Annotated in this window: 15 protein-coding genes; 9 read left to right on the top strand and 6 right to left on the bottom strand. The window is 72.2% G+C overall.

What is annotated here, in order from left to right:
- The first annotated feature begins 4 nt into the window (after nt 1-4).
- Nucleotides 5-835, top strand: a complete 831-nt coding sequence (locus tag AC07FV_RS09485) for a MinD/ParA family ATP-binding protein (protein ID WP_479085906.1) — start codon at nt 5-7, stop codon at nt 833-835.
- Nucleotides 832-1,854 carry a hypothetical protein gene (locus AC07FV_RS09480; protein ID WP_479085904.1) on the top strand — a complete coding sequence of 341 codons (1,023 nt, stop codon included), beginning with the start codon at nt 832-834 and terminating at the stop codon, nt 1,852-1,854. Before AC07FV_RS09485 ends, AC07FV_RS09480 begins: the two co-directional genes overlap by 4 nt.
- An 85-nt stretch (nt 1,855-1,939) precedes the next feature.
- Here the strand turns inward: AC07FV_RS09480 and hemE are convergent, their stop codons facing one another.
- Nucleotides 1,940-3,007, bottom strand: a complete 1,068-nt coding sequence (hemE, locus tag AC07FV_RS09475) for a uroporphyrinogen decarboxylase (protein WP_383638842.1) — start codon at nt 3,005-3,007, stop codon at nt 1,940-1,942.
- Between the two features lie 163 nt (nt 3,008-3,170).
- On the opposite strand from hemE, the gene AC07FV_RS09470 reads away from it, so the two are divergent.
- From AC07FV_RS09470 to AC07FV_RS09450, 5 genes are all read left to right on the top strand, one after another.
- Complete coding sequence (locus tag AC07FV_RS09470) at nt 3,171-3,848, top strand: DUF3000 domain-containing protein (protein WP_479085903.1); 678 nt, start codon at nt 3,171-3,173, stop codon at nt 3,846-3,848.
- Nucleotides 3,849-4,152: 304 nt separating this feature from the next.
- Nucleotides 4,153-4,815 (top strand): response regulator transcription factor, encoded by a 663-nt coding sequence (locus AC07FV_RS09465; RefSeq protein ID WP_003972894.1) that lies wholly within the window; start codon nt 4,153-4,155, stop codon nt 4,813-4,815.
- 197 nt (nt 4,816-5,012) lie between these two features.
- Entirely contained in the window at nt 5,013-6,299 is a 1,287-nt protein-coding gene (locus AC07FV_RS09460; protein WP_479085901.1) for an HRDC domain-containing protein, read from the top strand.
- A gap of 182 nt (nt 6,300-6,481) precedes the next feature.
- A complete protein-coding gene (locus tag AC07FV_RS09455) occupies nt 6,482-7,699 on the top strand; it encodes a thiolase family protein (protein ID WP_479085900.1) in 1,218 nt (405 codons plus the stop codon).
- Nucleotides 7,696-9,825 (top strand): 3-hydroxyacyl-CoA dehydrogenase NAD-binding domain-containing protein, encoded by a 2,130-nt coding sequence (locus tag AC07FV_RS09450; protein WP_479085898.1) that lies wholly within the window; start codon nt 7,696-7,698, stop codon nt 9,823-9,825. The genes AC07FV_RS09455 and AC07FV_RS09450 overlap by 4 nt, the downstream gene beginning before the upstream one ends.
- A gap of 85 nt (nt 9,826-9,910) precedes the next feature.
- Here the strand turns inward: AC07FV_RS09450 and AC07FV_RS09445 are convergent, their stop codons facing one another.
- From AC07FV_RS09445 to AC07FV_RS09435, 3 genes are read right to left on the bottom strand one after another with little or no spacing between them, the layout of a single operon-like run.
- Complete coding sequence (locus AC07FV_RS09445; protein WP_479085896.1) at nt 9,911-11,419, bottom strand: hypothetical protein; 1,509 nt, start codon at nt 11,417-11,419, stop codon at nt 9,911-9,913.
- A 46-nt stretch (nt 11,420-11,465) separates the two neighbouring features.
- Nucleotides 11,466-12,977, bottom strand: coding sequence for an Ig-like domain-containing protein (locus AC07FV_RS09440; protein ID WP_479085895.1), 1,512 nt, complete (start codon nt 12,975-12,977; stop codon nt 11,466-11,468).
- Between the two features lie 48 nt (nt 12,978-13,025).
- A complete protein-coding gene (locus AC07FV_RS09435; RefSeq protein WP_479085894.1) occupies nt 13,026-14,486 on the bottom strand; it encodes a hypothetical protein in 1,461 nt (486 codons plus the stop codon).
- A 71-nt stretch (nt 14,487-14,557) separates the two neighbouring features.
- Here AC07FV_RS09435 and AC07FV_RS09430 point away from each other — a divergent pair, with 71 nt between their 5' ends.
- On the top strand, nt 14,558-15,490 hold the full coding sequence (locus tag AC07FV_RS09430; RefSeq protein WP_479085893.1) for an endonuclease/exonuclease/phosphatase family protein: 933 nt from the start codon (nt 14,558-14,560) through the stop codon (nt 15,488-15,490).
- A gap of 151 nt (nt 15,491-15,641) precedes the next feature.
- Here the strand turns inward: AC07FV_RS09430 and AC07FV_RS09425 are convergent, their stop codons facing one another.
- A complete protein-coding gene (locus AC07FV_RS09425) occupies nt 15,642-19,604 on the bottom strand; it encodes a bifunctional glycosyltransferase/CDP-glycerol:glycerophosphate glycerophosphotransferase (RefSeq protein ID WP_479085891.1) in 3,963 nt (1,320 codons plus the stop codon).
- Between the two features lie 382 nt (nt 19,605-19,986).
- Here AC07FV_RS09425 and AC07FV_RS09420 point away from each other — a divergent pair, with 382 nt between their 5' ends.
- Complete coding sequence (locus tag AC07FV_RS09420; protein WP_479085890.1) at nt 19,987-21,075, top strand: LCP family protein; 1,089 nt, start codon at nt 19,987-19,989, stop codon at nt 21,073-21,075.
- Nucleotides 21,076-21,108: 33 nt separating this feature from the next.
- On the opposite strand, the gene AC07FV_RS09415 is transcribed toward AC07FV_RS09420, so the two are convergent.
- Nucleotides 21,109-22,227, bottom strand: coding sequence for a PLL family lectin (locus tag AC07FV_RS09415; RefSeq protein WP_479085889.1), 1,119 nt, complete (start codon nt 22,225-22,227; stop codon nt 21,109-21,111).
- Nucleotides 22,228-22,285: the final 58 nt, after the last annotated feature.

The raw sequence follows: 22,285 nt of genomic DNA, 5'->3' as shown, positions 1-22,285 counted from the left end.
TCCGATGACATCTCGGGCGTCGGAGACCGTCGGCGTACCGCACGCGGTGGCGGTGCTGTCCACCACGCGCGGCAGCGGGGCGACGCTGCTGACGGCGGCGGCGGGGCTGATCGTGGACGAGGGGGTGGGCCGGCTGGGCCAGTCCGTGATCCTCATGGACGCGGACCTGGACGGCGGCGGACTCACCCAGCTCACCCGGTCGTGGAACGCCATGTCCGACGCACCGGTCGACGGGCTCCTCGGCTTCGCCGAGGACACCGTCGGGCTGGAAGAGCGGTCCGTGGCCCGGCGGCTGCGTCATGTGCGGACCGGTGGCGGGCTGCGCCAGGACATGGTGCTGTTCCCGCTCGGCCCCGGTGAGAAGCCGGGCGAACGCCTGCCGGCGGACGGCACCCTGGAGGCCGTGGCCGGCACGTCCGTGGAGCGTCTGATGGAGCTGGGCGGCTGTCTGCTGGTCGACTGCGGGGCCGGCCGGACCGCGGTCACGCTGGAGGTGTGCCGCCGCGTCGAGCACCTCGTCCTGATCGGACAGCCCGAGCCCGCCGACTGCGGGGAGACGGCGGAGCTGATGGCCTGGCTGGACGACCGGGGACTGGGCGGCAAGACACTCGGCCTGGTGTGCAACAGTCCGCGGGGCGGGTTCCCGACCACGGCGGCGGATCCGGCCGGGACGGGCGCGCCCCTGGTGCGGCTGCCGTACGACCCGGCCGCCGCGGAGGCCGTGCGGTCCGGCCGGGCACCGGGCGGGGAGAGTCCACTCGGCCGCGACCTGGGCACCCTGCTGCGTACGAGGTGGCCGGACGTCTTGAACACCGGGGGGCGAGTGGCGGGATGAGCGACGACAGGACGACGGCGGACGGACCGGGCGCGGGTCCCCGCCCCCATCTGCGCCGCGCGGAGCACGTCACCGACGACAGCGACGTGTTCGTCCGCCTCTGCGCCCAGGCACTGAGCGAGGAAGGGCTGCACCACGTCGCGGCCTACCACTGGGGCGTCTTCAACTACTCGGCCGACATCCTGGACCGGTTGCCGCCGGACGGCTCCGCCGCGGGCGGGGAACCGGCCGACCGCAGAGGGCGGTTCACCCGGGTGGGACGCCAACTGCACTACGTCCTGGGCCGTATGGACCACGTACTGCGCTCGGTGGACAGCGGCCGACTCGTCCGCAGCGTCCTCCAGTTCGGCGACGGGGCCGTCTTCCACTACTACTTCCGGGCCGACGAGTACCTGACCGGGTTCTCCCTGCGTGCCGGGGCGGTCGACTCGGGTGACCGCGCCATGGCCGGCCTGGTCTCCGCGTTCCGCGACGAACTGGGCATGGCCGGTAACGAACCGGGCCGCTACGGCACCGCTGAGCGCCCGTCGGCCACCACGCCCCGGACCGCCAAGGAACCCCACCTGGTGAGGGAGGGGGAGTGGGGCACACCCGAACCGCCGGTGCTGGCGCACTGCGCGCGGACGGTGTCCACCGACGGTCTGCACTACGCCGGCTACTTCGATCCGCGCGTCGGCCACCTCACCGCCGACGTCTTCGACGACCCCGTACTGGCCGGTTTCTTCCGCATCCTGGGCAGGGACGAACGGCGCACCCGGTACGTGGGGCTCGGCGAGCGCCTGCACTACGTCGTGGCCCGTCTCAACCAGTCACTGCGGGCGGTGGTGCCGGGCCGGCTGACCCGGGTCGTCCTCGACGTCGAGGAGGGTGCGCTGTTCTACGCCGATCGAGGCGCGGGCCGCTTCGCCCTAGGGGTCTCCCTGGACCAGAGCCAGGTGGCGCGGGCCGATCGCCGGATGTCCGAGCTGGTCCGCGCTCTCTCGGCCACGACGGGAACGGAACCGGACGGGACACGCTGACACCCGGCTGCCTGCCGGCCGTCCCCGCCACCGCCGGTGGCGGGGTGCCCCGCGTCCCGCCGCGGACGCTCCCCGCCCGCGTCCCTCAGCGGGCCGTGCGGGTGTGGACGTACTCCACGAGGCGGGTCAGCGCGTCCGGGTCGGTGGTGGGCAGGACGCCGTGGCCGAGGTTGAAGACATGGCCCTCCAGGTCCGCCGCCGCGTCCAGGATCTCGCGGGTCTTGGTCTCGACCGCCTCCCGCGTGGAGAAGAGGACGGCCGGGTCCAGGTTGCCCTGGAGCGCCTTGCCTGGGCCGACGCGGCGGGCGGCCTCGTCCAGCGGGACGCGCCAGTCGACGCCGACCACGTCCGCCCCGGCCTCGCCCATGAGGCCGAGCAGCTCGCCGGTGCCGACGCCGAAGTGGATGCGCGGCACGCCGTACCCGGCGACCGTCTCGAAGACCTTGCGCGAGGCGGGCATCACCGAGCGGCGGTAGTCGGCGGGCGACAGGGCGCCGACCCAGGAGTCGAAGAGCTGGACGGCGCTCGCGCCCGCCTCGATCTGCACGGTGAGGAAGGCGGCCGTGATGTCGGCGAGCCGGTCCAGCAGGTCGGCCCACAGCTCGGGGTCGCCGTACATGAGCGCCTTGGTGTGCTCGTGGTTGCGGGACGGGCCGCCCTCCACGAGGTAGCTCGCGAGGGTGAACGGCGCGCCGGCGAAGCCGATCAGCGGGGTGGCGCCCAGCTCACGGGTGAGCAGGCCGAAGGCCTCGGTGACGTAGGAGACGTCCTCGGGGGTCAGGTCGCGCAGCCGTGCCAGGTCCGCGCGGGTGCGGATCGGCTTCTCGATCACCGGGCCGACGCCCGGCTTGATGTCGAGGTCGATGCCGATGGCCTTGAGCGGGACCACGATGTCGCTGAAGTAGATCGCCGCGTCCACGCCGTGCCGGCGCACCGGCTGGAGGGTGATCTCGGCGACCAGTTCGGGCCGCATGCAGGACTCGAGCATCGGGATGCCCTCGCGCACCTTGAGGTACTCGGGCAGCGAGCGACCGGCCTGCCGCATGAACCACACGGGGGTGTGCGGCACCGGCTCACGCCTGCACGCCCTGAGGAACGCGGAGTCGTACGTGGCGGTCGGCTGCTTGCCCGCGGGGCTCTGGTTGGCACTCACACCGGCAAGTCTCGCACGGCCCGTCCGGCGCGCCGGACCACGGGTGGGCCCGCGCGCGCGAGGCGCGGGGGGCGCCCGCGCCGGGCCGCGTGATCCGGACATCGCGTCCGCACGCGGGTGTCCCTCCCTGCGCCGAGGCGCTGTTCCGCTTAATCTTCCCCGCATGGCTGCGGCTCAGGGACGACTGTCGGACGGCGCTGGCGGAATGGACGAACAGAAGGGTACCGAGGAGGAGGCCCGGCATACGGGGAGCACGGCACCGCCGGCCTTCACGGCCGCCGTCGAGGCGCTGAGGACGGCGCGGCTGCGGCCGCAGATCGAGGTGGAGGCGACGCGCGCACCCCAGCGGCTCGCCCCGTACGCGTACGCGCTGGAGGCCGCGGTGGTCGACGGCGACGACGACCTCGCGGACGGCCGGCTGGTGCTGCTCCACGACCCGGCCGGGCACGACGCCTGGCGGGGCACCTTCCGGCTCGTGACGCTGGTGCGGGCGGAGCTGGAGCCGGAGATGGCCGCGGACCCGCTGCTGCCGGAGGTGTGCTGGTCCTGGCTCACCGGGGCCCTGCAGGCGCGCGGGCTGACATACGGCGAGCCCAGCGGCACCGTCACGCGGGCCAGTTCCCACTACTTCGGCGGGCTCTCGGCCCGCCCGTCCGCCTCGCAGATCGAGATCCGGGCGTCCTGGACGCCCCGCGAGGGCAGGGGCGGTGCCCCGGACACCACCGCCCACCTCGCCGCGTGGTGCGACCTGCTGGCCCAGGTCGCGGGCCTGCCGCCGGCCACGCCGGGAGACTCGTCGATCGTCACGCTGCCGCAGCGCCGCGGCCCGCAGTCGCGGTAGGCCCGCGCCTCCTCCGGGTCCGCCCCCTCCTCCCGCTGTGCACCCGGGCCCCGTCCGGCCCGGGAAACGTTCCGTCACTTTGTCGACACGACAACTTTCGGCCCGGTATCGACAAAGTACGAAACCGTTTGATCTTCGAATGATCGACCGCGTGTCCGAATTGCTCGGATTGTTACTCACTAGATCGTGATCATTCTCTAAAGGCGGACGGGTTCGGTGCCGAAGACGACTGTGACCTTGAAAGCACGGTTCGTCCCGGCTTCACCCCCACGAGCCGGCCCCGTCCCACTCCCCAGGAGGCCTGGTGTCCGTTCTCCTCGAGCAGCCTGCAAGCCTGGTCGCCTACCGCCCGAACAAGCCGACCGCCATGGTGGTCGTGGCCGACCCCCGCGTCCGTTCCACCGTCACCCGCCATCTGTGGGCCCTCGGTGTACGCGACGTCATCGAGGCCTCGTCCGTCGCGGAGGCTCGTCCCCGCATCGGCAACCCCCGCGACATCTGTGTCGCAGACGTCCACCTCCCCGACGGCTCCGGCCTGACCCTGCTGTCGGAGACCCGTGCCGCGGGCTGGCCCAACGGGCTCGCCCTGTCCGCCGCCGACGACATCGGCGCCGTCCGCAACGCCCTCGCCGGCGGAGTGAAGGGCTACGTCGTCACCGGTACCCGTACCAACGTCGGGCTCCCCACCCGGCCGGGCGCGGCCCCCATCGGCGCCGCCGCCGCCCGTCTGCACCGCCGCCCCCCGGGTGCCCCGAGCCACCCGGGCGGCTACCGCGAGCTCTCCGGCCGCGAGGTCGAGGTGCTGCGACTGGTCGCGGAGGGCCAGTCGAACAAGGCGATCGGCGTCTCGATGGGCCTGTCCGCCCTGACCGTCAAGAGCCACCTGGCCCGCATCGCCCGCAAGCTCGGCACCGGCGACCGGGCCGGCATGGTCGCGGTGGCGCTGCGCACCGGCATCATCCACTGACACCGACCGGAGTCCCCCACCACCACCGCTCCGCCCACACCACTCCCCCTCTCCCCTCCCCACCGCCCCCGCCGCCCCGTCCGCTCCCTCTCCTCGACGCGGATCTTTCACCGACCTGACTGGTTTACGACCCCCCGGCGCCCGCCGACGGAACGTTCCGTCGGCGGGCGCCGTCGATCCACGGATACCCTTGACAGGTGACCGACGCCCACGAAACCGCAGCAGACCCTTCACTGCGAACCACCGGAGGCGCCCCTCCGGACGACGCCGGATCTTCTGTGACTCAGGCGCCGACCCCCTTGCTCGAACCACGCGAGGGCGTTCCGCCGGTGATCGCCGACGCGTCCGCCCTCGCCGAGGTGACCGCCGCCTTCGCCGCCGGGAGCGGTCCCGTCGCCGTCGACGCCGAGCGCGCCTCCGGCTACCGCTACGGCCAGCGGGCGTATCTCGTGCAGCTGCGCCGCGAGGGCGCCGGCACCGCGCTCATCGACCCGGTGGCCTGCCCGGACCTGTCGGGTCTCGGCGCCGCGCTCTCCGACGTGGAGTGGGTGCTGCACGCGGCCACCCAGGACCTGCCGTGCCTGCGCGAAATAGGGATGGTGCCCACCCGCATCTTCGACACCGAGCTGGCCGGGCGACTCGCCGGCTTCCCGCGGGTCGGACTCGGCGCGATGGTGGAGAACGTCCTGGGCTTCGTGCTGGAGAAGGGCCACTCGGCGGTCGACTGGTCGACCCGCCCGCTGCCCGAGCCGTGGCTGCGCTATGCCGCGCTCGACGTCGAGCTGCTCGTCGACCTGCGTGACGCGCTGGAGAAGGAGCTGGACCGGCAGGGGAAGCTGGAGTGGGCCCGGCAGGAGTTCGACGCGATCGCGTCCGCCCCGCCGGCCGAGCCGCGCAAGGACCCCTGGCGCCGCACCTCCGGCATGCACAAGGTGCGCCGCCGGCGTCAGCTCGCCGTCGTGCGGGAGCTGTGGGAGACCCGGGACCGCATCGCGCAGCGCCGCGACGTCTCGCCGGGCAAGGTGCTCGCGGACGCGGCCATCGTCGAGGCCGCGCTCGCGCTCCCGCCCAACGCGCACGCGCTCGCCGCCCTGCACGGCTTCGGACGGATCAACCGCCGGCAGCTGGAGCAGTGGCAGGTCGCGGTCGACCGGGTCAGGGGGCTGTCCGAGTCGCAGCTGCCGCAGCCGGGCCAGCCGGTGACCGGTCCCCCGCCCCCGCGGGCGTGGGCCGACAAGGACCCCGCCGCCGCGGCCCGGCTGTCCGCCGCGCGGGCCGCGGTCACGGCGCTCGCCGAGCGGCTGAACATGCCGCAGGAGAACCTGATCACGCCGGACACCGTGCGCAGGGTCTGCTGGGAGCCCCCGGCGGCCGTCGACGCCGAGTCCGTGGGCGCGGCCCTCGCGGGTCACGGGGCCCGGCCCTGGCAGGTGGAGCAGGTGACGCCCGCGCTGGTGGCGGCGCTGCATCAGGGCGTGTCGTAGGCGGAGGGGCGGCGAGTTCCGGCCAAGATCCAGGGTGGAGCGGTGCCCGGGCGGTGTGACGTTCGCCGCTCCAGCCGGGGGGACTGTGCAGCTACGTTACCCACAAGTAGCATGGGCCTGAGCGCGCGCTCAGTGCATGCGTGCCGCAGCAGTGCCACCCCGCACCCTGGAGGAGAGCCATCGTGCCTCGTACCGTCAGGGACGTCGTCTTCGTAGACGGCGTCCGCACCCCGTTCGGCAAGGCGGGCCCGAAGGGCATCTACCACGAGACCCGCGCCGACGACCTGGTCGTGAAGGCGATCCGGGAGCTGCTGCGCCGCAACCCCGGTCTCGACCCCAAGAAGATCGACGAGGTCGCGGTCGCCGCGACCACGCAGATCGGCGACCAGGGCCTGACCATCGGCCGCACCGCCGGCATCCTGGCGGGCCTGCCCACCTCGGTCCCGGGCTACTCGATCGACCGCATGTGCGCGGGCGCCCTGACCGCCGTCACCTCGGTGGCCGGCTCGGTCGCCTTCGGGGCGTACGACGTCGCCGTCGCGGGCGGTGTCGAGCACATGGGCCGCCACCCGATGGGCGAGGGCGTGGACCCGAACCCGCGGTTCGTCAGCGAGAAGCTGGTCGACGAGTCCGCCCTGTTCATGGGCATGACCGCCGAGAACCTGCACGACCGCTACCCGAGCATCACCAAGCAGCGCGCCGACGAGTACGCCGTGCGCTCCCAGGAGAAGGCCGCCAAGGCGTACGCCGACGGCAAGATCCAGGCCGACCTGGTCCCGGTCTCGGTGCGCCGCACCAACGAGGAGGCGGGCGAGACCGGCTGGGGTCTGGTCACGGCCGACGAGCCGATGCGCCCGGGCACCACCCTGGAGAACCTGGCGGGTCTGAAGACGCCGTTCCGCGTCCACGGCCGGGTCACCGCGGGCAACGCGGCCGGTCTGAACGACGGCGCGACCGCCTCCCTCATCGCGAGCGAGGACTTCGCCCGCGAGAACGGCCTCCCGGTCAAGATGCGCCTGGTCTCCTACGCCTTCGCGGGCGTGGAGCCCGAGGTGATGGGTTACGGCCCGATCCCGGCGACCGAGAAGGCCCTGGCCCAGGCCGGCCTCTCCATCGACGACATCGGCCTGTTCGAGATCAACGAGGCCTTCGCCGTCCAGGTCCTGGCCTTCCTGGAGCACTACGGCATCGCCGACGACGACGCGCGCGTCAACCAGTACGGCGGCGCCATCGCCTTCGGCCACCCGCTGGCCTCGTCCGGCGTGCGTCTGATGACGCAGCTGGCCCGCCAGTTCGAGGAGCAGCCGCACGTCCGCTACGGCCTGACCACCATGTGCGTCGGCTTCGGCATGGGCGCGACGGTCGTCTGGGAGAACCCGCACTTCGAGGGGGACAAGTGAGCACCACCGCAGAGCTTCTGAAGGGTGCGGCCGAGCTGTTCCCCGGCGAGGTCGTCACGCAGGCGCACGTACGCCACTTCGACCTCCCCCTGGGTGCGGGCCGTTTCGCCCTGATCACCCTGGACAACGGTCACGACCACACCAAGCCGACCACGCTCGGCCCGCAGTCGCTGGCGAACATCGACGCCGCGATCGACCGGGTCGAGAAGGAGGCCGCGGGCGGCGAGATCGTCGGCGTCGGCGTCACCGGCAAGCCGTTCATCTTCGCGGTCGGCGCCGACCTCAAGGGCGTCGAGCTGCTCAAGCGGCACGAGGACGCGTTGGCCATCGGCAAGGGCGGCCACGACGTCTTCAAGCGGCTGTCGCAGCTGGCCGTGCCGACCTTCGCGTACTACAACGGCGCGGCCATGGGCGGTGGCGTCGAGATCGGCCTGCACTGCGCGTACCGCACGGTGTCGGCCGCGCTCCCGGCGTTCTCGCTCCCCGAGGTCTTCCTCGGCCTGGTGCCCGGCTGGGGCGGCTGCACGCTGCTGCCGAACCTGATCGGCGCCGAGAAGGCCGTCTCGGTCATCATCGAGAACAGCCTGAACCAGAACAAGCAGCTCAAGGGCGCGCAGGTCCACGCGCTCGGCATCGCGGACGCGATCTTCGAGGGCGCGGACTTCCTGGAGCAGTCGCTGATCTGGACGGCGTCCGTCCTCAAGGGCGAGATCGTCGTCGAGCGTCCGGCGATCGACCGCGGCGAGGCCTGGGACCAGGCCGTCGCCAAGGGCCGCTTCGTCGCCGACTCCAAGGTGCACGACGCCGCCCCGGCCGCCTACCGCGCGCTGGACATCATCGCCGCCGCCAAGAACGGCGACCTCCAGCAGGGCTACGACGCCGAGGACCAGGCCCTCGCCGACCTGATCATGGGCGGCGAGCTGCGCTCCGGCATCTACGCCTTCAACCTGGTGCAGAAGCGCGGCAAGCGCCCCGCGGGCGCCCCGGACAAGTCGCTGGCCCGCCCGGTCACCAAGGTGGGCGTCGTCGGCGCCGGTCTGATGGCCTCCCAGCTCGCGCTGCTCTTCCTGCGCCGCCTCGAGGTCCCGGTCGTCCTGACCGACATCGACCAGGAGCGGATCGACAAGGGCGTGGGCTACGTCCACGCCGAGATCGACAAGCTGCTCGGCAAGGGCCGGATCAACCAGGACAAGGCCAACCGCCTCAAGGCCCTGGTCACCGGCGTCCTGGACAAGGCCGAGGGCTTCGCGGACGCGGACTTCGTCATCGAGGCCGTGTTCGAGGAGATGGGCGTCAAGCAGAAGGTGTTCGCGGAGGTCGAGGCGGTCGCCCCGGCGCACGCGATCCTCGCCACCAACACCTCCTCGCTGTCCGTGTCGGAGATGGCGTCGAAGCTGAAGCACCCCGAGCGGGTCGTCGGCTTCCACTTCTTCAACCCGGTCGCGATCCTCCCGCTGCTGGAGATCGTCCGCGGCGAGCAGACCGACGACGCCTCGCTGGCCACGGCGTTCGGCGTCGCCAAGAAGCTGAAGAAGACCGCGGTCCTCGTGAAGGACGCCCCGGCGTTCGTCGTGAACCGCATCCTGACCCGCTTCATGGGCGAGATCCAGAACGTCATCGACGAGGGCACCCCCGTCGAGGTCGCCGAGAAGGCCGTCGAGCCGCTCGGCCTGCCGATGTCGCCGCTGGTGCTGCTGGAGCTGGTCGGCCCGGCGATCGGCCTGCACGTCTCCGAGACGCTCAACCGGGCCTTCCCGGAGCGCTTCACCGTCTCCCCGAACCTCAAGGCGGTCGTCGAGGCGGGCAAGCGCGGCTTCTACGTCTACGACAGCGGCAAGCCCGAGCTGGACCCGGAGGTCGCCGCGCTGCTCGAGCAGGGCGGCACCGTCCTCACCGAGGAGCAGGTCCGCGACCGCGTCCTGGACGCGGTGGCCCAGGAGATCGGCCTGATGCTGGACGAGGGCGTCGTCGCCGAGGCGCAGGACATCGACCTGTGCCTGATCACCGGCGCCGGCTGGCCCTTCCACCTGGGCGGCATCACGCCGTACCTGGACCGTGAGGGCGTCTCCGAGCGGGTGAACGGGAAGCGGTTCCTGGAGCCGGGCGTGGCGAGCGTGCCCGCGTAGTACCGCGCGCCGTACTCCGTTACGACGACGAGAGGGCCCCCGCCCTGAGGCGGGGGCCCTCACGCGTCCCGTGGGGAGGGCGCGGTCAGTAGCCGTACGGCGTCGCGCCCGCCGGGGTGTGGGCGACGGCGAAGGGGACCAGCGTCGCCGGGGACTCGTTGCCCGCCGCGTCCACGGCGAACACCTCGACCGTGTGCCGGCCCTCCTGCCACGGCCAGCCGGAGTCCCAGGCCCAGCGTCCGTCGACCGCGACCGGGCTGCCCCCGAGGAGGGTGCCGCCCGCCCTGAAGCCGACCTGCGCGGCTCCCCGGGCGAGGCCGGTGAACCGTACGGCCGGCGTCGTCACCTGCTCGTACGCCACCGGGGACTGGACCGCCGGGGCCGCCGGCTGCCCGCCCGCCGGGGCCGCCTCGAACCGCGCGGCGGGCTGGGCCGGGATCGCGCCCGCGGGGGCGGCGGTGGCACCGGCCACCGTGGTGAACGGGACGACGACCCCCTTGGTGTGGCCTCCGGCCGCGTCCCAGGCGACGGCCTTGACCTGGTGCTTGCCCCTGCTCCAGGCCTTGGACAGCTGCCAGGACCAGGTGCCGTCCGCGGCGACGGACGGCGAGCCCAGGAACTTGCCGTGCTCCCACAGGCTCACGCGGACGGCGCCGTGGGCCGTTCCGGTGAAGTACACGCCGTCCGTGGGCAGTTCGCTGTGCGGCACCGGGTGGGTGACCACCGGCAGCGGGAGGTCGGCACGCTTGTCCTTGGAGGTGTCGGACAGGTAGGCGGCGATGGCCGAGGTGTCGCGGTCGGGCTCCTCGTACCCGTTGCGCACCATGCCGAGCCGCGGGGGGAGGCCGTCCGCGAGCATGTTGATCAGGCCCATCAGGAAGGGCACGTTGCGGCGCGTGACCTCCGAGTGCTTGGTGATGTAGGGCGACTCGCTGTAGACGAAGTTGAAGTTGTCGTATCCCTGGAAGAGCGGGAGGAACGGCTCGACCTGTTCCCTGTACTGCTCGTCCTGCGGCGAGGAGAGCAGGTAGATGTTGGCCTGCCGGGCCACCCCCGAGCGCACGAGGTCCGGCAGGATCGCGTCGAGCACCCGGACGTTCCGCTCGGGCACCTCCTCGCCCAGCATGAAGCGGGCGGTCTTGGGGTGGACGGTGCTGATGTAGGTGCCGATGAGGAACTGCGGCACGATGGAGACGATGTTGCCGAACCCGTAGCGCATGCCGAAGTAGAGGGCCGCGCTGCCGCCCTTGGAACCGCCCCAGAGCGTGACCCGGTCCGGGGTCAGGTCCAGGGCGTTCATCACCTTGGAGATGACCCCGATCACGGACTGCTCCAGGGAGAAGTCCATCCCGTCGCACAGGTAGTAGCTGCGCATGCCGCGGAACCGGTCGCGGATCCACAGGATGTTGGCCCGGACCGGGTTGAGGACCCCGTTCGACCAGCCGTAGTCGTCGGTGACGCCGAAGTTGGCGAAGACGACGACGAGATGGCGGTTGCCGCCCTTGGCATGCGTGAAGCGGTACTCGACGGGGTGGGCCCCGGAGGTGTCGATCCCGTTGATCAGTTCGCGTGCTTGCGACGGTGCTGTGGGCATGTGTGGCTTCCACTCATGAGTTGTTCGACGGCGGTGGCGGCGGTGGTCAGTACCGCGGCGTGAAGGAGCCGGCCGGTGCGGCCGCGGGGGCGACGGCGAAGGGGACCTGGGTGGGCACGGACTCCACTCCGTCCGCGTCGACGGCGACGGCCTCGACCAGGTGCGGGCCCTCGGGCCAGGGCAGACCCGGCTCCCAGGACCAGGTCCCGTCCGGCCGGACGGCGTTCGCCCCCAGCAGCGCGCCGTTCCCGCGGAACCTGACCTGTACGGCGCCGGGGGCGGTGCCGCGGAACACGACCGCCGTCGCCGGCACCCGCTGGTGTGCCGCGGGCTGGGCGACGAGCGGCGGCCGCGCGACCGGCGCCGCGTGCGGTGCCGCCGGTGCGGCGGGGCCCGGTGCGTGCGGCGGCAGGCCCGGTGCGGCGTCCGGGGTGGCCGTGAAGCGGACCTCCGTCGTCGCCGAGTGGAAGCCCGCCCCGTCCACCGCGAAGATCTTGACGCGGTGCTCCCCCGCGGCCCACGGCTTGGCCGGCGCCCACGACCAGGTGCCGTCGGCGGCGACCGGCGGCGAGGCCAGGAACTTGCCCTTCTCCCACAGGCTCACCCGCACCGCGCCGCGGGCCGTGCCGCTGAAGGGCGTGCCCGTCCGGGGCAGTCGGCCTCCGGCGGACGGGACGGCCACCACCGGAGGCTGGAAGGTCGTGCCCTCCTTGACCTTGGCGGTCGCGCCGAGGAAGTCGTCGATGGCGGAGGTGTCCCGGTCCGGCTCCTCGTAGCCGTGCCGGGTGACACCGAGCCGCGGGGTGATGCCCTCGACCAGCAGGTAGGCGATGCCGAGGAGGGGCGGCACGTTGCGCAGCGTGACCTGGTTGTGCTCCCGCACGAACGGGGACTCGCTGTGGAGGTAGTTGAAGTTCGGGTAGCGCCCGAGCAGGTCCAGGAAGGGCTCGACCTGGTCCCGGTACTGCTCGTCCTGCGGCGACGACACCAGGTAGATGTGGGCCTCGGGGCTCGCGCCCGCTCGCAGCAGGTCGGGGAGGAGCGCGTCCAGCACCCGCGCGTTCTCCTCGGGGAGCCCCTCACCGAGCATGGAGCGCCCCACCTTCGGATACACCTCGCGGACGAAGGTGCCGATGCGGAACTGGGGCACGCAGGCCACGACGTTCCGGAAGCCGTACCGCAGCCCGAACCAGAGGGCCGCGCTGGCCCCCTTCGAACTGCCCCAGAGCGTCACGTCGTTCGGGGTCAGACCGAGCGCCGAGACGACCTTGGCGATCAGGTCGATGACGGACCGCTCGACGGAGAAGTCCATCTCCCGGCACAGGTAGTAGGTCAGTCCCCCGTCGAAACGGTCGCGGATCCAGAGGATGTTGGAGCGCAGGTCGTCGAGGGTGCCCGTGGACCAGCCGTAGTCGTCCGGCGCCGCGAGGTTGGCGAAGACGACGGTCAGGTGACGGTTCCCCTTCTTCGCGTGGGTGAAGCGGTACTCGACCGGGTGCGCACCGGACGTGTCGATCCCGGTGATGATCTGGCGCGGCTTCGACGCTGCTTTCGGCATGGGCGGCTTTCCACTCGGGGAGTCGTTGTGATCGGCGGCCGGCGGTACTCAGTACCGCGGCGGGAGGTGACCGGCGGGCACGGAGACGTCCAGCGCCGTGAAGTCGGCCGGGGCGGGAGCGGACTCCGTGCCGTGGGCGTCGACCGCGACGACCTCGACCAGGTGCCGGCCCACCGGCCACGTCCAGCCCGGTTCCCAGCCCCAGACGCCGTCCGGCGCGACGGCCGCCGCACCCAGGAGGACGCCGTTCTGCCGGAAGCCCACCTGGACCGCGCCCGGCGCGGTTCCGTGGAAGGTGACCGACGTCCCCACTTCCTGTCCGGGGCCGGGCACGGAGACGACCGGCGGCGCCGGGACGGCCGGGCCCGCGGCGGGCCCGTCGACCACCGTGAAGGGCACCTCCACCCTGCTGGAGTGGAAGCCGGCCGGGTCCACCGCGAAGATCTTGACCAGGTGGTTCCCGGTGGCCCACGGCTTGGCCGGCTGCCAGAACCAGGTCCCGTCGGCCGCGACCTCCGGCGACGCCACGAACTTGCCGTTGCGCCACATGCTCACCCGCACCGCGCCCGGGGCGAGCCCGGCGAAGTGGACGCCGGACACGGGGACCTCACCTTGGTAGCCGGGTGAGGTGACCACCGGCGGCGCGAAGGCGTCGGTGCCCTGGACCTTCGAGGTGGCGGAGAGGTAGGCGTCGATGCCCGACTGGTCGCGGTCGAACTCCTCGGCGGCGTGCCGCACGAACCCCAGGCGGGGGGCGTAACCGTCGGCCAGCAGGTTGAGCAGGCCGACCAGCGCCGGGACGTTCCGCCTGGTCACCGTGGCGTGGCCCGTGATGGTGGGCGACTCGCTGTACAGGAAGTTGAAGTTCTCGTAGCCCTGGAAGATGCCCAGGAAGGGCTCCACCTGCACGGCGTAGTGCTCGTCCTGCGGCGAGGAGAGGACGTAGATGTTGGCGCCGGGGTTGGCCCGGCTGCGCACCAGGTCGGGCAGGAGGGCGTCCAGGACGCGTGCGTTGTGCGCCGGCGCGCCCTCGCCGAGCATGTAGGCGGAGACCTTGGGGTGCCGCTTCTCCAGGGCGTCGCCGACGAGGAACTGCGGGACGATGGCCACGATGTTCCGGTAGCCGTGGCGCAGGCCGAAGTACAGTGCCGCGCTGCCGCCCTTGGAGCCGCCCCACAGGGTGACCTGGTCGGGGGTGAGCCCGAGGGAGCGCATGACGTTCGCGATGAGGGTCTGCACCGACTCCGCCAGGCCGAAGTCCATGTTCCGGCACAGGTAGTAGGCGTTCATCCCGTCGAAGCGGTCACGGATCCACAGGATGTTGGCGCGTACGTTGTCGAAGACGCCGTTGGACCAGCCGTAGTCCTCGGGGGCCGAGAAGTTGGCGAACACCACGACGAGGTGGCGGTTGCCGCTCTTGGCGTGGGAGAACCGGTACTCGACCGGGAAGGTCCCCGACGCCTCGATCCCGTTGAACAGCTTTCGCCCGCTCGAGGATGCTTTGGACATGTACGGCACTCCAGTTTCGGGGACAGATCGTCGGATTGGCTCCGAATCACCTGATCGGACATGATGTCGGGATGCCTCTCACGGCCCCCTCGCTTCCGCCCGGCCTGCGCCGGCACGGCACACTGATCGCCCTGGTCGCGGCACTCGCCGTGTCGGCGGTCCTCGTGGCGGTGCTGGTGCGCACCGCCCCGGGTGCCGGCACCGGTGACGGCAGGGGTGCGACACGGCCGCCGGTCGCCGGACGCCTCCTGACGGTGGCGACCTGGAACATGTGCGGTGTGCGGCAGTGGGGTTGCGCGGACACCGGCAGCGGGCCGGAGAAGCGGCGGGCGGTGGAGCGGATCGTCGACGCGGGGGCCGACGTCGTGCTCCTCCAGGAGGCCTGCGCCACGCACGCGGAGTCGGTGCGCGAGGCACTCGGCGAGAGCTGGCGGCTGGCCTTCCGGCCCTACACCTGGCGGGACGGCGGCGGACGCACCGGCACGATCGACTGCGAGGGGCGCGGCCGGGGCAGGGCGGGGCTCGCCGTCCTCTCGGACCGCCCGCTGTCCGCCGTCCGGTCCGTGCCCACCAGCCAGCCCGAGGTCGGACTGCGGCGCGGCATCCTGTGCGCGACCGTCGCGGCCGTCGACGTCCGGGTGTGCAACGCCCACCTGAGCCTTCCCGGCAGCGACCGGGCGCACCCCGGCCGGGAGTACCGTGACGACCAGTTGAAGGCGCTGGTCGCGGCTGTTCCCGGCCGGCGCACCGTCTTCGGCGGCGACTTCAACCTGAGACCGCCGGGTACCGGCAACCGGTCCGGCTGGGTGTGGCCCCCGGCCGCCTACGACGCGTTCCGGGAGTGCGACCAGACGTCCGGCGCCGACCGGTCGGGCCGGGCGACCCATGTCTCCGGTCACAAACTGGACTACCTCTTCGCCGGGTTGCCCCGCTCCTCCTGTGCGGTGCGCGACACCGGGGTCTCCGACCACCGGGCGCTGCTGATGCGGGTGGACACCGGCTGAGGCCGTGCCGGAGGGGCGCCCGGCCCCTCCCCCGTGGTCGGGGGACGCTCCGGGCGCCGACGGGGTGGACGAGGACGCGGTCACGGGGCGCCGGAGCCTTCGGCGGCGCCGCCGCCCGGACGGGGGCCGCCGCCCGGTCGGATCGTCGGCGTCATACGATCGCGCCCTCGTAGGTCCGGCCCTCGGCGGCCGGCGCCTGCCCGAACGGGTCGGCCGGCTGGTCGGACCCGGCCGGCGTGAGCCGCGGCAGGTGAGGCTGCTGCTGCGGCAGGTGCACCTGCCGGGGCGCGGTGGCGGGCTCGGTGACGGGCCCGGGCTGCGCGGGGACCGCCGCGGCCGGCTCCGTCTCGGCGGTCCGGGCCCGTACCGCCCGGCGCGGCGCGGTGAACCAGTTGCCGGCCACGCCCCGCACCGGTGTCATGGCCCGCCCGGCCTGCCGGGTGTCGACGGTTCCGACGGCGGGGGCCTGCGCCTGGCCGGGCGCGAGGTCGCCGCCCGCGACCAGCATGCGGTCGGCGAGGCGCGCGGCGGCGTACCCGTCGTCGAGGTCGCAGAACTCGCGCTGGAACCAGCGGTACCGCTCGGCGTAGGCGTCCTGGATCCGGTCGATCTGCTCGACCGCCGACACCAGGTCCTCGGAGGTGTCCAGGAGGGGGCCCGGGGCGCTGCTCGCGAAGTCGAAGTAGAAGCCGCGCAGGGTGTCGCGGTAGTGCTCGAGGTCGTAGGTGAAGAAGAGGATCGGCCGTCCGGTGTTGACGTAGTCGAACATCAGGGACGAGTAGTCCGTGATCATGATGTCGGTGATCAGGGAGAGGTCGGCCATGTCGGGGTAGTCGGAGACGTCGAAGACGAACCCGTCGCCGGCGCCCGGGACCGGGTCCACGACGTTGGGGTGGCGGCGGACCAGGAGCACGTGCTCGGCGCCGAGCCGGGCGCGGGCGTCCGCCAGGTCGATGCGGAAGTCCAGCTTGTACTTGCCGGGCGCGTAGTACTGGTCGTCGCGCCAGGTCGGCGCGTACATCACGACCCGCTTGCCGTCGGGCAGGCCGATCCGGCGGCGGATCTCCTGCTCGCGCTGCTCGGTGCCGGACAGGCGCAGGATGTCGTTGCGCGGGTAGCCGGACTCCACCATCTCGCCGGGGAAGCCGAAGGCGCGCTGGAGGATCGGGGTGGAGAAGCTGTTGGGCGAAACCAGCATGTCCCAGTTCCGCACCTCCTTCTCGACCCGTTCCAGGTAGCGCTGGTCGGCGAAGTGGATGGACTCGATGTCGTGGCCGATCTTCTTCAGCGGGGTGCCGTGCCAGGTCTGGACGACGATCTGGCCGTCCCGCTTCTGGAACCAGTCCGGGAGGTGGTTGTTGGCGACGACGTACCGGCTGGTGGCGAGGGCCTCGTACCACTCGGGCGACCACATGCGGACCGGGATCGCGGTGTGCGGCACCTCGACCTGGTCGTCGCGGACCACCCAGAGGTGTTCGAGGTCGGTACCGCGCCGCAGCAGTTCCTCGTGCAGGGCCCGGGGGCTGTCCGAGTACTGGGTGCCCTTGAAGGCGTCGAAGAGGATCGCGGGACGCACCCGCTGCCGGCGGGCCGCCGGGTACGCCCTGGTGCGCAGCAGCTTCTGGCGGTACGGGCCGCGGGCGTCGTCGGGCATGGCCGAGTGCACCAGCAGGGACAGCCGGTCGTACGCCTCGGCCTGGAGGTCGTAGCGCCGCTCGTCCTCCTCGTACTCCTCGGGGAGGGCGGTGATGATGTCCTGTTCGGTCTTCAGCATCAGGTCTTCGAGGCGGTCCTCGCGGGCCACCGCCGACAGGTCCTGGCGCCGCAGGAAGAAGTCCCAGCGGCCGGCCGCGAGCGGGATGCCGCCGGCCAGGGTGCGCATGGCGGCCGGACGGACGACGGCCCGGAACGCGTTGCCGTTCCACTCCACGGGGACGGCGCGCTCCGCGCCGTGCGCCCGTGAGCGGACCACCAGGTGCGCGTCCTGGTACTCCCGCGGCGACAGCCGGTCCGCGGCCAGGTACCGGCCGCGCAGCTCCAGCGAGCCGTCCTCGTGCCAGGTGAACGCCGTCGTCGTGGGCAGGGTGGCCCGCTCGAAGAGCACCAGGTAGCCCGAGCCGTTGCGGTGGACCACGACCTCCCGGTCGCCCTCGCGGGTCTGGAGCCGGTCGGGCATGCGGTAGTGCCCGTCGGGGGTCTCCTCCGCCATGACGGGGTAGAGGGCCGCCTTGCGGCCCTCCACGTGGAGGGTCGTCTTCCAGCCGTTGCTGCCCATGCTCCACGACTGCGGGATGTCCGCGTCGGCCTGGGCGTCGGCCCGGAAGGCCGGCACCAGCGAGCGCAGCGGCAGCCTGGCCGCGAAGGTGCACCACCCCTCGCCGCCCGGGGTGAACCAGACCCGCCCGTCGTGCTGGCCCGCGCCGCTCAGGCTGGTCACGCGGAGCTTGCCCCACTCGGGCACCTTCGGGCCGAGGTACACACCGCGCAGCTCCAGCTGGTCGCCGACCACCTGGTGGGAGGTGATCCGGCAGCGCACGACCTCCACCCGCAGCTTGAGCTTGCCCTGGAGGAAGACCGGAAGGATGCGGGTGTTCTTGTCGACGTACCGGTAGGGCGGGTTCGCGGCGCTGCCCGCGCCGCCCCGGTCGATGCCGCGGTAGCGGAACAGTCCGCGGCTGAGGACGCCGGTGGCCACGTCCCAGGTCCCCTCGGCCCACTGGCCCTTGCGCTTGAGGCGGGTCGTGTCGATGCGGGCCTCGAAGCCGGCCCAGTCGTAGCAGTAACGATTCTGGTTGGAGGACTCGGTGGCCTGCGGCGCGTAGGTGGTCTTCGCCGCGGTGATCACCATGCGGCCCTGCTTCTTGTTCCGCAGGGCGATCGCCTTCACCGACATGTGCCGCTTGTGCACGTTGATGAAGCGCACGTACGCGGTGCCGGTGAGGGTCAGCAGGTGGCCGTTGGTGCTCCAGCGGGCGCCGCTGAGCGAACCGTGCAGGGAGAGTTCCTTGTCGAGGCGGAACGCCTTCTTGTCGAGGCCGACCCCGCGGTCCCCGAGGTAGGGGTACTTCAGGTAGCGGTGGAAGCGGCGCTGGACCGGCATCGGCCCGCCCCGGCGCTCGAACTCGATGACCTCCAGCAGCTCGGTCAGCCGCAGCTCGCGCACCAGGAGCCACTTGACCCGGGCGTCAGCGGGCAGTTCGTCGATGATGGTGAGGTCGGTCTCGTCGAGGAACTCGTTGGCCCACCGCATGAACGACTGGCGGTACTCCTCGTCCGCGTCCGGCAGCACCTTGAGGTGCAGCATCAGGTCGGACTTCAGGCACGCGAGGTCGTACTTGCGCTTGCTCTCCTCGTACTGCCGCGAGCGCCGGTCCGCCAGGAAGCGGCTGACCGACTGCACCGCCGCGACCCGGTCGCGGAGGTTGGACAGTTCGGTGTGACGCTGGGTGATCGAGGGCGCGGCCCCGCCCTCGCGCCGGCGCCAGAAGTACACGATGTCGGTGATGACGTCGACCTTGGCGGCCCGGAAGTGGGCGTACATGTTGACCCAGGAGTCCTCGTACATGACGCCTTCGGGGAACGCGATGTAGTGGTAGTCCCAGAAGGACCGCCGGAACATCTTGTTCCAGACCGTGCGGTCGTAGATCAGCGCCTCGAACCTGGTGATGTGCGTGCCGCGCCGGTTCTTCTGCATCGGCCCCTTGTGCAGCGGTGACTGCCACTTCTTGGTGGAGTTCATCATCTGCACGTTGCCGGAGACGAAGTCCGAGTCGGAGCCCTCCAGGGTCCGCACCAGCAGCCCGTAGGCGTACTCGGGGATGACGTCGTCACCGTCGACGAAGGCCAGGAACTCGCCCTGGGGGTGCATGGCGCGCAGCCCGGTGTTGCGCGCGTGGCCCGGGCCGTTCGGCTCCTGGCGGATCATGCGGAAGCGGGGGTCGGCGGCGCAGAAGTCGGCGGCGATGCGGGAGGAACCGTCGGTGGAGCCGTCGTCGACGAGGATCACCTCGAAGTCGCGGAACGACTGGCGCGCGATGGACTCCAGGCATTCGGCGAGATAGGTCTCGACGTCCTGAAAGGGCACGACGATGCTCAGACGCGGATGATCCACCAACTCGTACTCCTACCAAGACATTTCGCCCAGCGGGCCACCAACAGTCCGTACCGGCGACGGCCCGTACGGACTTCCCACCCCTACCTGGTGCACCCGCGGTCCCCTCAACCGCCTCGGCTTCACCTGTCCCCCTGACCGCAGACGAAGCCCCCCTCGCTACAGTCACAGGTTCGCCACATCTTATGTCACCCTTAAGGATGGTCAAGGCCAGTTAATGTGGCGTACATCGCTGTGACGCGATAAGGTTTCCGGCTCGTAAAATCACTGTGCGTAAGCGCATATAGTTCTCGCAACGACATGACCGCATAGTGGACCGGCCTCCCCCCACCCGGGCCCCTGCGACTCCGCCCCGCGGAGCCCGTGAGGAGAGGAACCGAACACCATGAGCCATACCGCCACCACGGAGCCTCGGCGCACCCGCCGGGCCGCGCCGAACGGCGGTCGCCGTGCGCCACGCCGCCGCAGGCGCTGGGGACGGATCGTCCTGCTGTCGTTCCTCGTCCTCCTGCTCGCCGCCGGAGGCACCGGCTACTGGCTCTACAGCGGCCTGAACGGGAACATCGACGGGGTCGACCTGAACAAGGCCCTGGGCGAGGACCGGCCCGAGAAGCTGCCGACCTCGGGTCAGAACCTGCTCGTCCTCGGCTCCGACTCGCGGGCCGGCGCCAACGCCTCGCTGGACACCGGCAAGGCCTCCGGGGCGCGTTCGGACACCGCCCTGGTGGTGCACATACCCGAGGGCCGCAAGCAGGCCGTCGCCGTGAGCATCCCCCGCGACACCCTGGTCACCCGCCCGCAGTGCGCCAAGTCGGACGGCTCCGACCTGCCCGAGGCCAAGCGTGTGATGTTCAACTCCGTGTACTCCGCGGCGGGGCCGGCCTGCGTGGTCAAGACCGTGGAGAAGATGTCCGGCGTCCGCATGGACCACTACGTGGAGATCGACTTCGCCGGCTTCAAGGGACTGGTCGACGCCATCGGCGGCGTGCCCGTCACCATCGACGAACCCATCAAGGACAGCGCCAGCGGCCTGGACCTGAGCGCCGGCACCCACACGCTGGACGGCACCGAGTCCCTGGCCTTCGTACGGACCCGGCACGGCGTCGGCGACGGCAGCGACCTCGGCCGCATCGGGCTCCAGCAGCAGTTCCTGATCGCGCTGCTGAGCGAGGTCAAGAAGCAGGACCTGCTGGGCAGCCCCACCAAGACCTACAAGATCGCCGACACGCTGACCTCGGCGCTCACCACCGACTCCGAACTCGCCTCGCTGACCAGCCTGGCCGACTTCGGGCGCAGCATGAACGGGGTCGACCCCGCGACGATGGAGACGGTCATGCTGCCGGTGGCGTACGACAAGACCGACCCCAACCGGGTGGTCGCCGCCGAGCCCCAGGCGACCGAGCTGTGGAAGGCCGTCCGCTCGGACTCCGAGATCCCCGAGTCGGCCAAGAAGTCGCCCGCGACGGGCGGCTGACCCGGGGCTTCACGGCGCGCGGGTACCGGCCGCTCAGCGCCCGAGGGTGTGCCACCGGGTGAAGGAGAGGCCGGCGCCGTCGTCCTGGCGCGCCACCTTCGGCGCGCCGTCGGGTCCGATCAGCGCCAGCACCACGCGCCCGTACCCGTCCCGGGCGAGCGCGGGGACGCCCTGGCAGGACTCGCCCAGCGGGTACCACCAGAAGCCGCCGGCCTCGTTCTCGGTGCCGCCCATGCCGAGCGTCACGGAGCCGTCCCGCTCCCGGTGGGCGAGGACGACGCAGTCGTAACCGTCCACCGCCGTACGCAGGGACGCGTACCCCTGCCCGGCCGGCGTTCCGCCCAGCGCGGCCGGCCAGTCGCCCTCCCGCCACGCGGCCGCGCCCCCGCTGTCGGCGTCGGTCCAGAAGAACGTGGCACGGTCCGGCCCGGTCTCCAGGGCGGTGACCGTCCCCGGCAGCGGGCGCAGGGCGAAGCCGCGGGGGCCGGTGAAGTCGCCGCCGGGCGCGGTCTGGCGCCAGACGAGGAGACCCGACGCGGACGCGGCGCAGACCTCCAGCCGCCCCCCGGCGAGGGCGACCGGCGCGGGCAGGGTGTCGGTCTCGCCGCCCTGGAGGTCCTCCCACGCCCGCCACTTGCCGTTCGGCGACTCGCGGCGCAGCGCCAGCCCGCCGTGCGCGTTCCGCACGAAGACGTGCACCGTGCCGTCGGCCGCCACGGCCCCGACCGGCGGTCCGAGCAGGCGGCCCTGCTCACGGTCGCGGTGCGGGTTGCCGAGCGAGCGCCATTCGGTGACGGCCAGTCCCGTCTGGTACTGGATCGCGTGGACGACGTCCACACCGAGCGCCCCGTCGGCCCGCTCGCGCTCCCTGCGGCCGAGGAAGTGGACGTAGCTGTCCGCGCCCTGCACCACCGTCAGGTGGGTCAGTCCGGGCGCGGGTACGGCGTGCGGTCCGCTCCAGTCGGGGCCGCCCACGGCGGTCTCCGTCCAGCGCACCAGGGCGCCGTCGGCCGGCACGTAGAGGCTCAGGCGGCCGTCCTTGCCGAGGGTGAGCCAGTCGCCGTGGGCCGGTACGGGCGCGCCGGCCGGCTCCGGGGTGCCGGGCCCGTCCTGGCGGGCGGTGCCGACGGGGGCTGCCGACTTTCTCCGCATGGGCTGCTGCCCCTTCCTGAAGCCCGCCGGGTCACGGACAGGGACCCTGGAACGCGCA

The sequence above is a fragment of the Streptomyces sp. NPDC045956 genome (genome assembly GCF_056430705.1).
The sequence above is the reverse complement of the archived record's forward strand: the minus strand, read 5'-3'. Positions and strand labels throughout refer to the sequence as shown.

Excerpts from the sequence above, each read along its gene's own strand:
- AC07FV_RS09485 (WP_479085906.1), top strand. The coding sequence starts at position 5 with ATGACATCTCGGGCGTCGGAGACCGTCGGCGTACCGCACGCGGTGGCG.
- AC07FV_RS09480 (WP_479085904.1), top strand. The coding sequence starts at position 832 with ATGAGCGACGACAGGACGACGGCGGACGGACCGGGCGCGGGTCCCCGC.
- AC07FV_RS09470 (WP_479085903.1), top strand. The coding sequence starts at position 3,171 with ATGGCTGCGGCTCAGGGACGACTGTCGGACGGCGCTGGCGGAATGGAC.
- AC07FV_RS09445 (WP_479085896.1), bottom strand. The coding sequence starts at position 11,419 with ATGCCCACAGCACCGTCGCAAGCACGCGAACTGATCAACGGGATCGAC.
- AC07FV_RS09440 (WP_479085895.1), bottom strand. The coding sequence starts at position 12,977 with ATGCCGAAAGCAGCGTCGAAGCCGCGCCAGATCATCACCGGGATCGAC.
- AC07FV_RS09435 (WP_479085894.1), bottom strand. The coding sequence starts at position 14,486 with ATGTCCAAAGCATCCTCGAGCGGGCGAAAGCTGTTCAACGGGATCGAG.
- AC07FV_RS09430 (WP_479085893.1), top strand. The coding sequence starts at position 14,558 with ATGCCTCTCACGGCCCCCTCGCTTCCGCCCGGCCTGCGCCGGCACGGC.
- AC07FV_RS09420 (WP_479085890.1), top strand. The coding sequence starts at position 19,987 with ATGAGCCATACCGCCACCACGGAGCCTCGGCGCACCCGCCGGGCCGCG.
- AC07FV_RS09415 (WP_479085889.1), bottom strand. The coding sequence starts at position 22,227 with ATGCGGAGAAAGTCGGCAGCCCCCGTCGGCACCGCCCGCCAGGACGGG.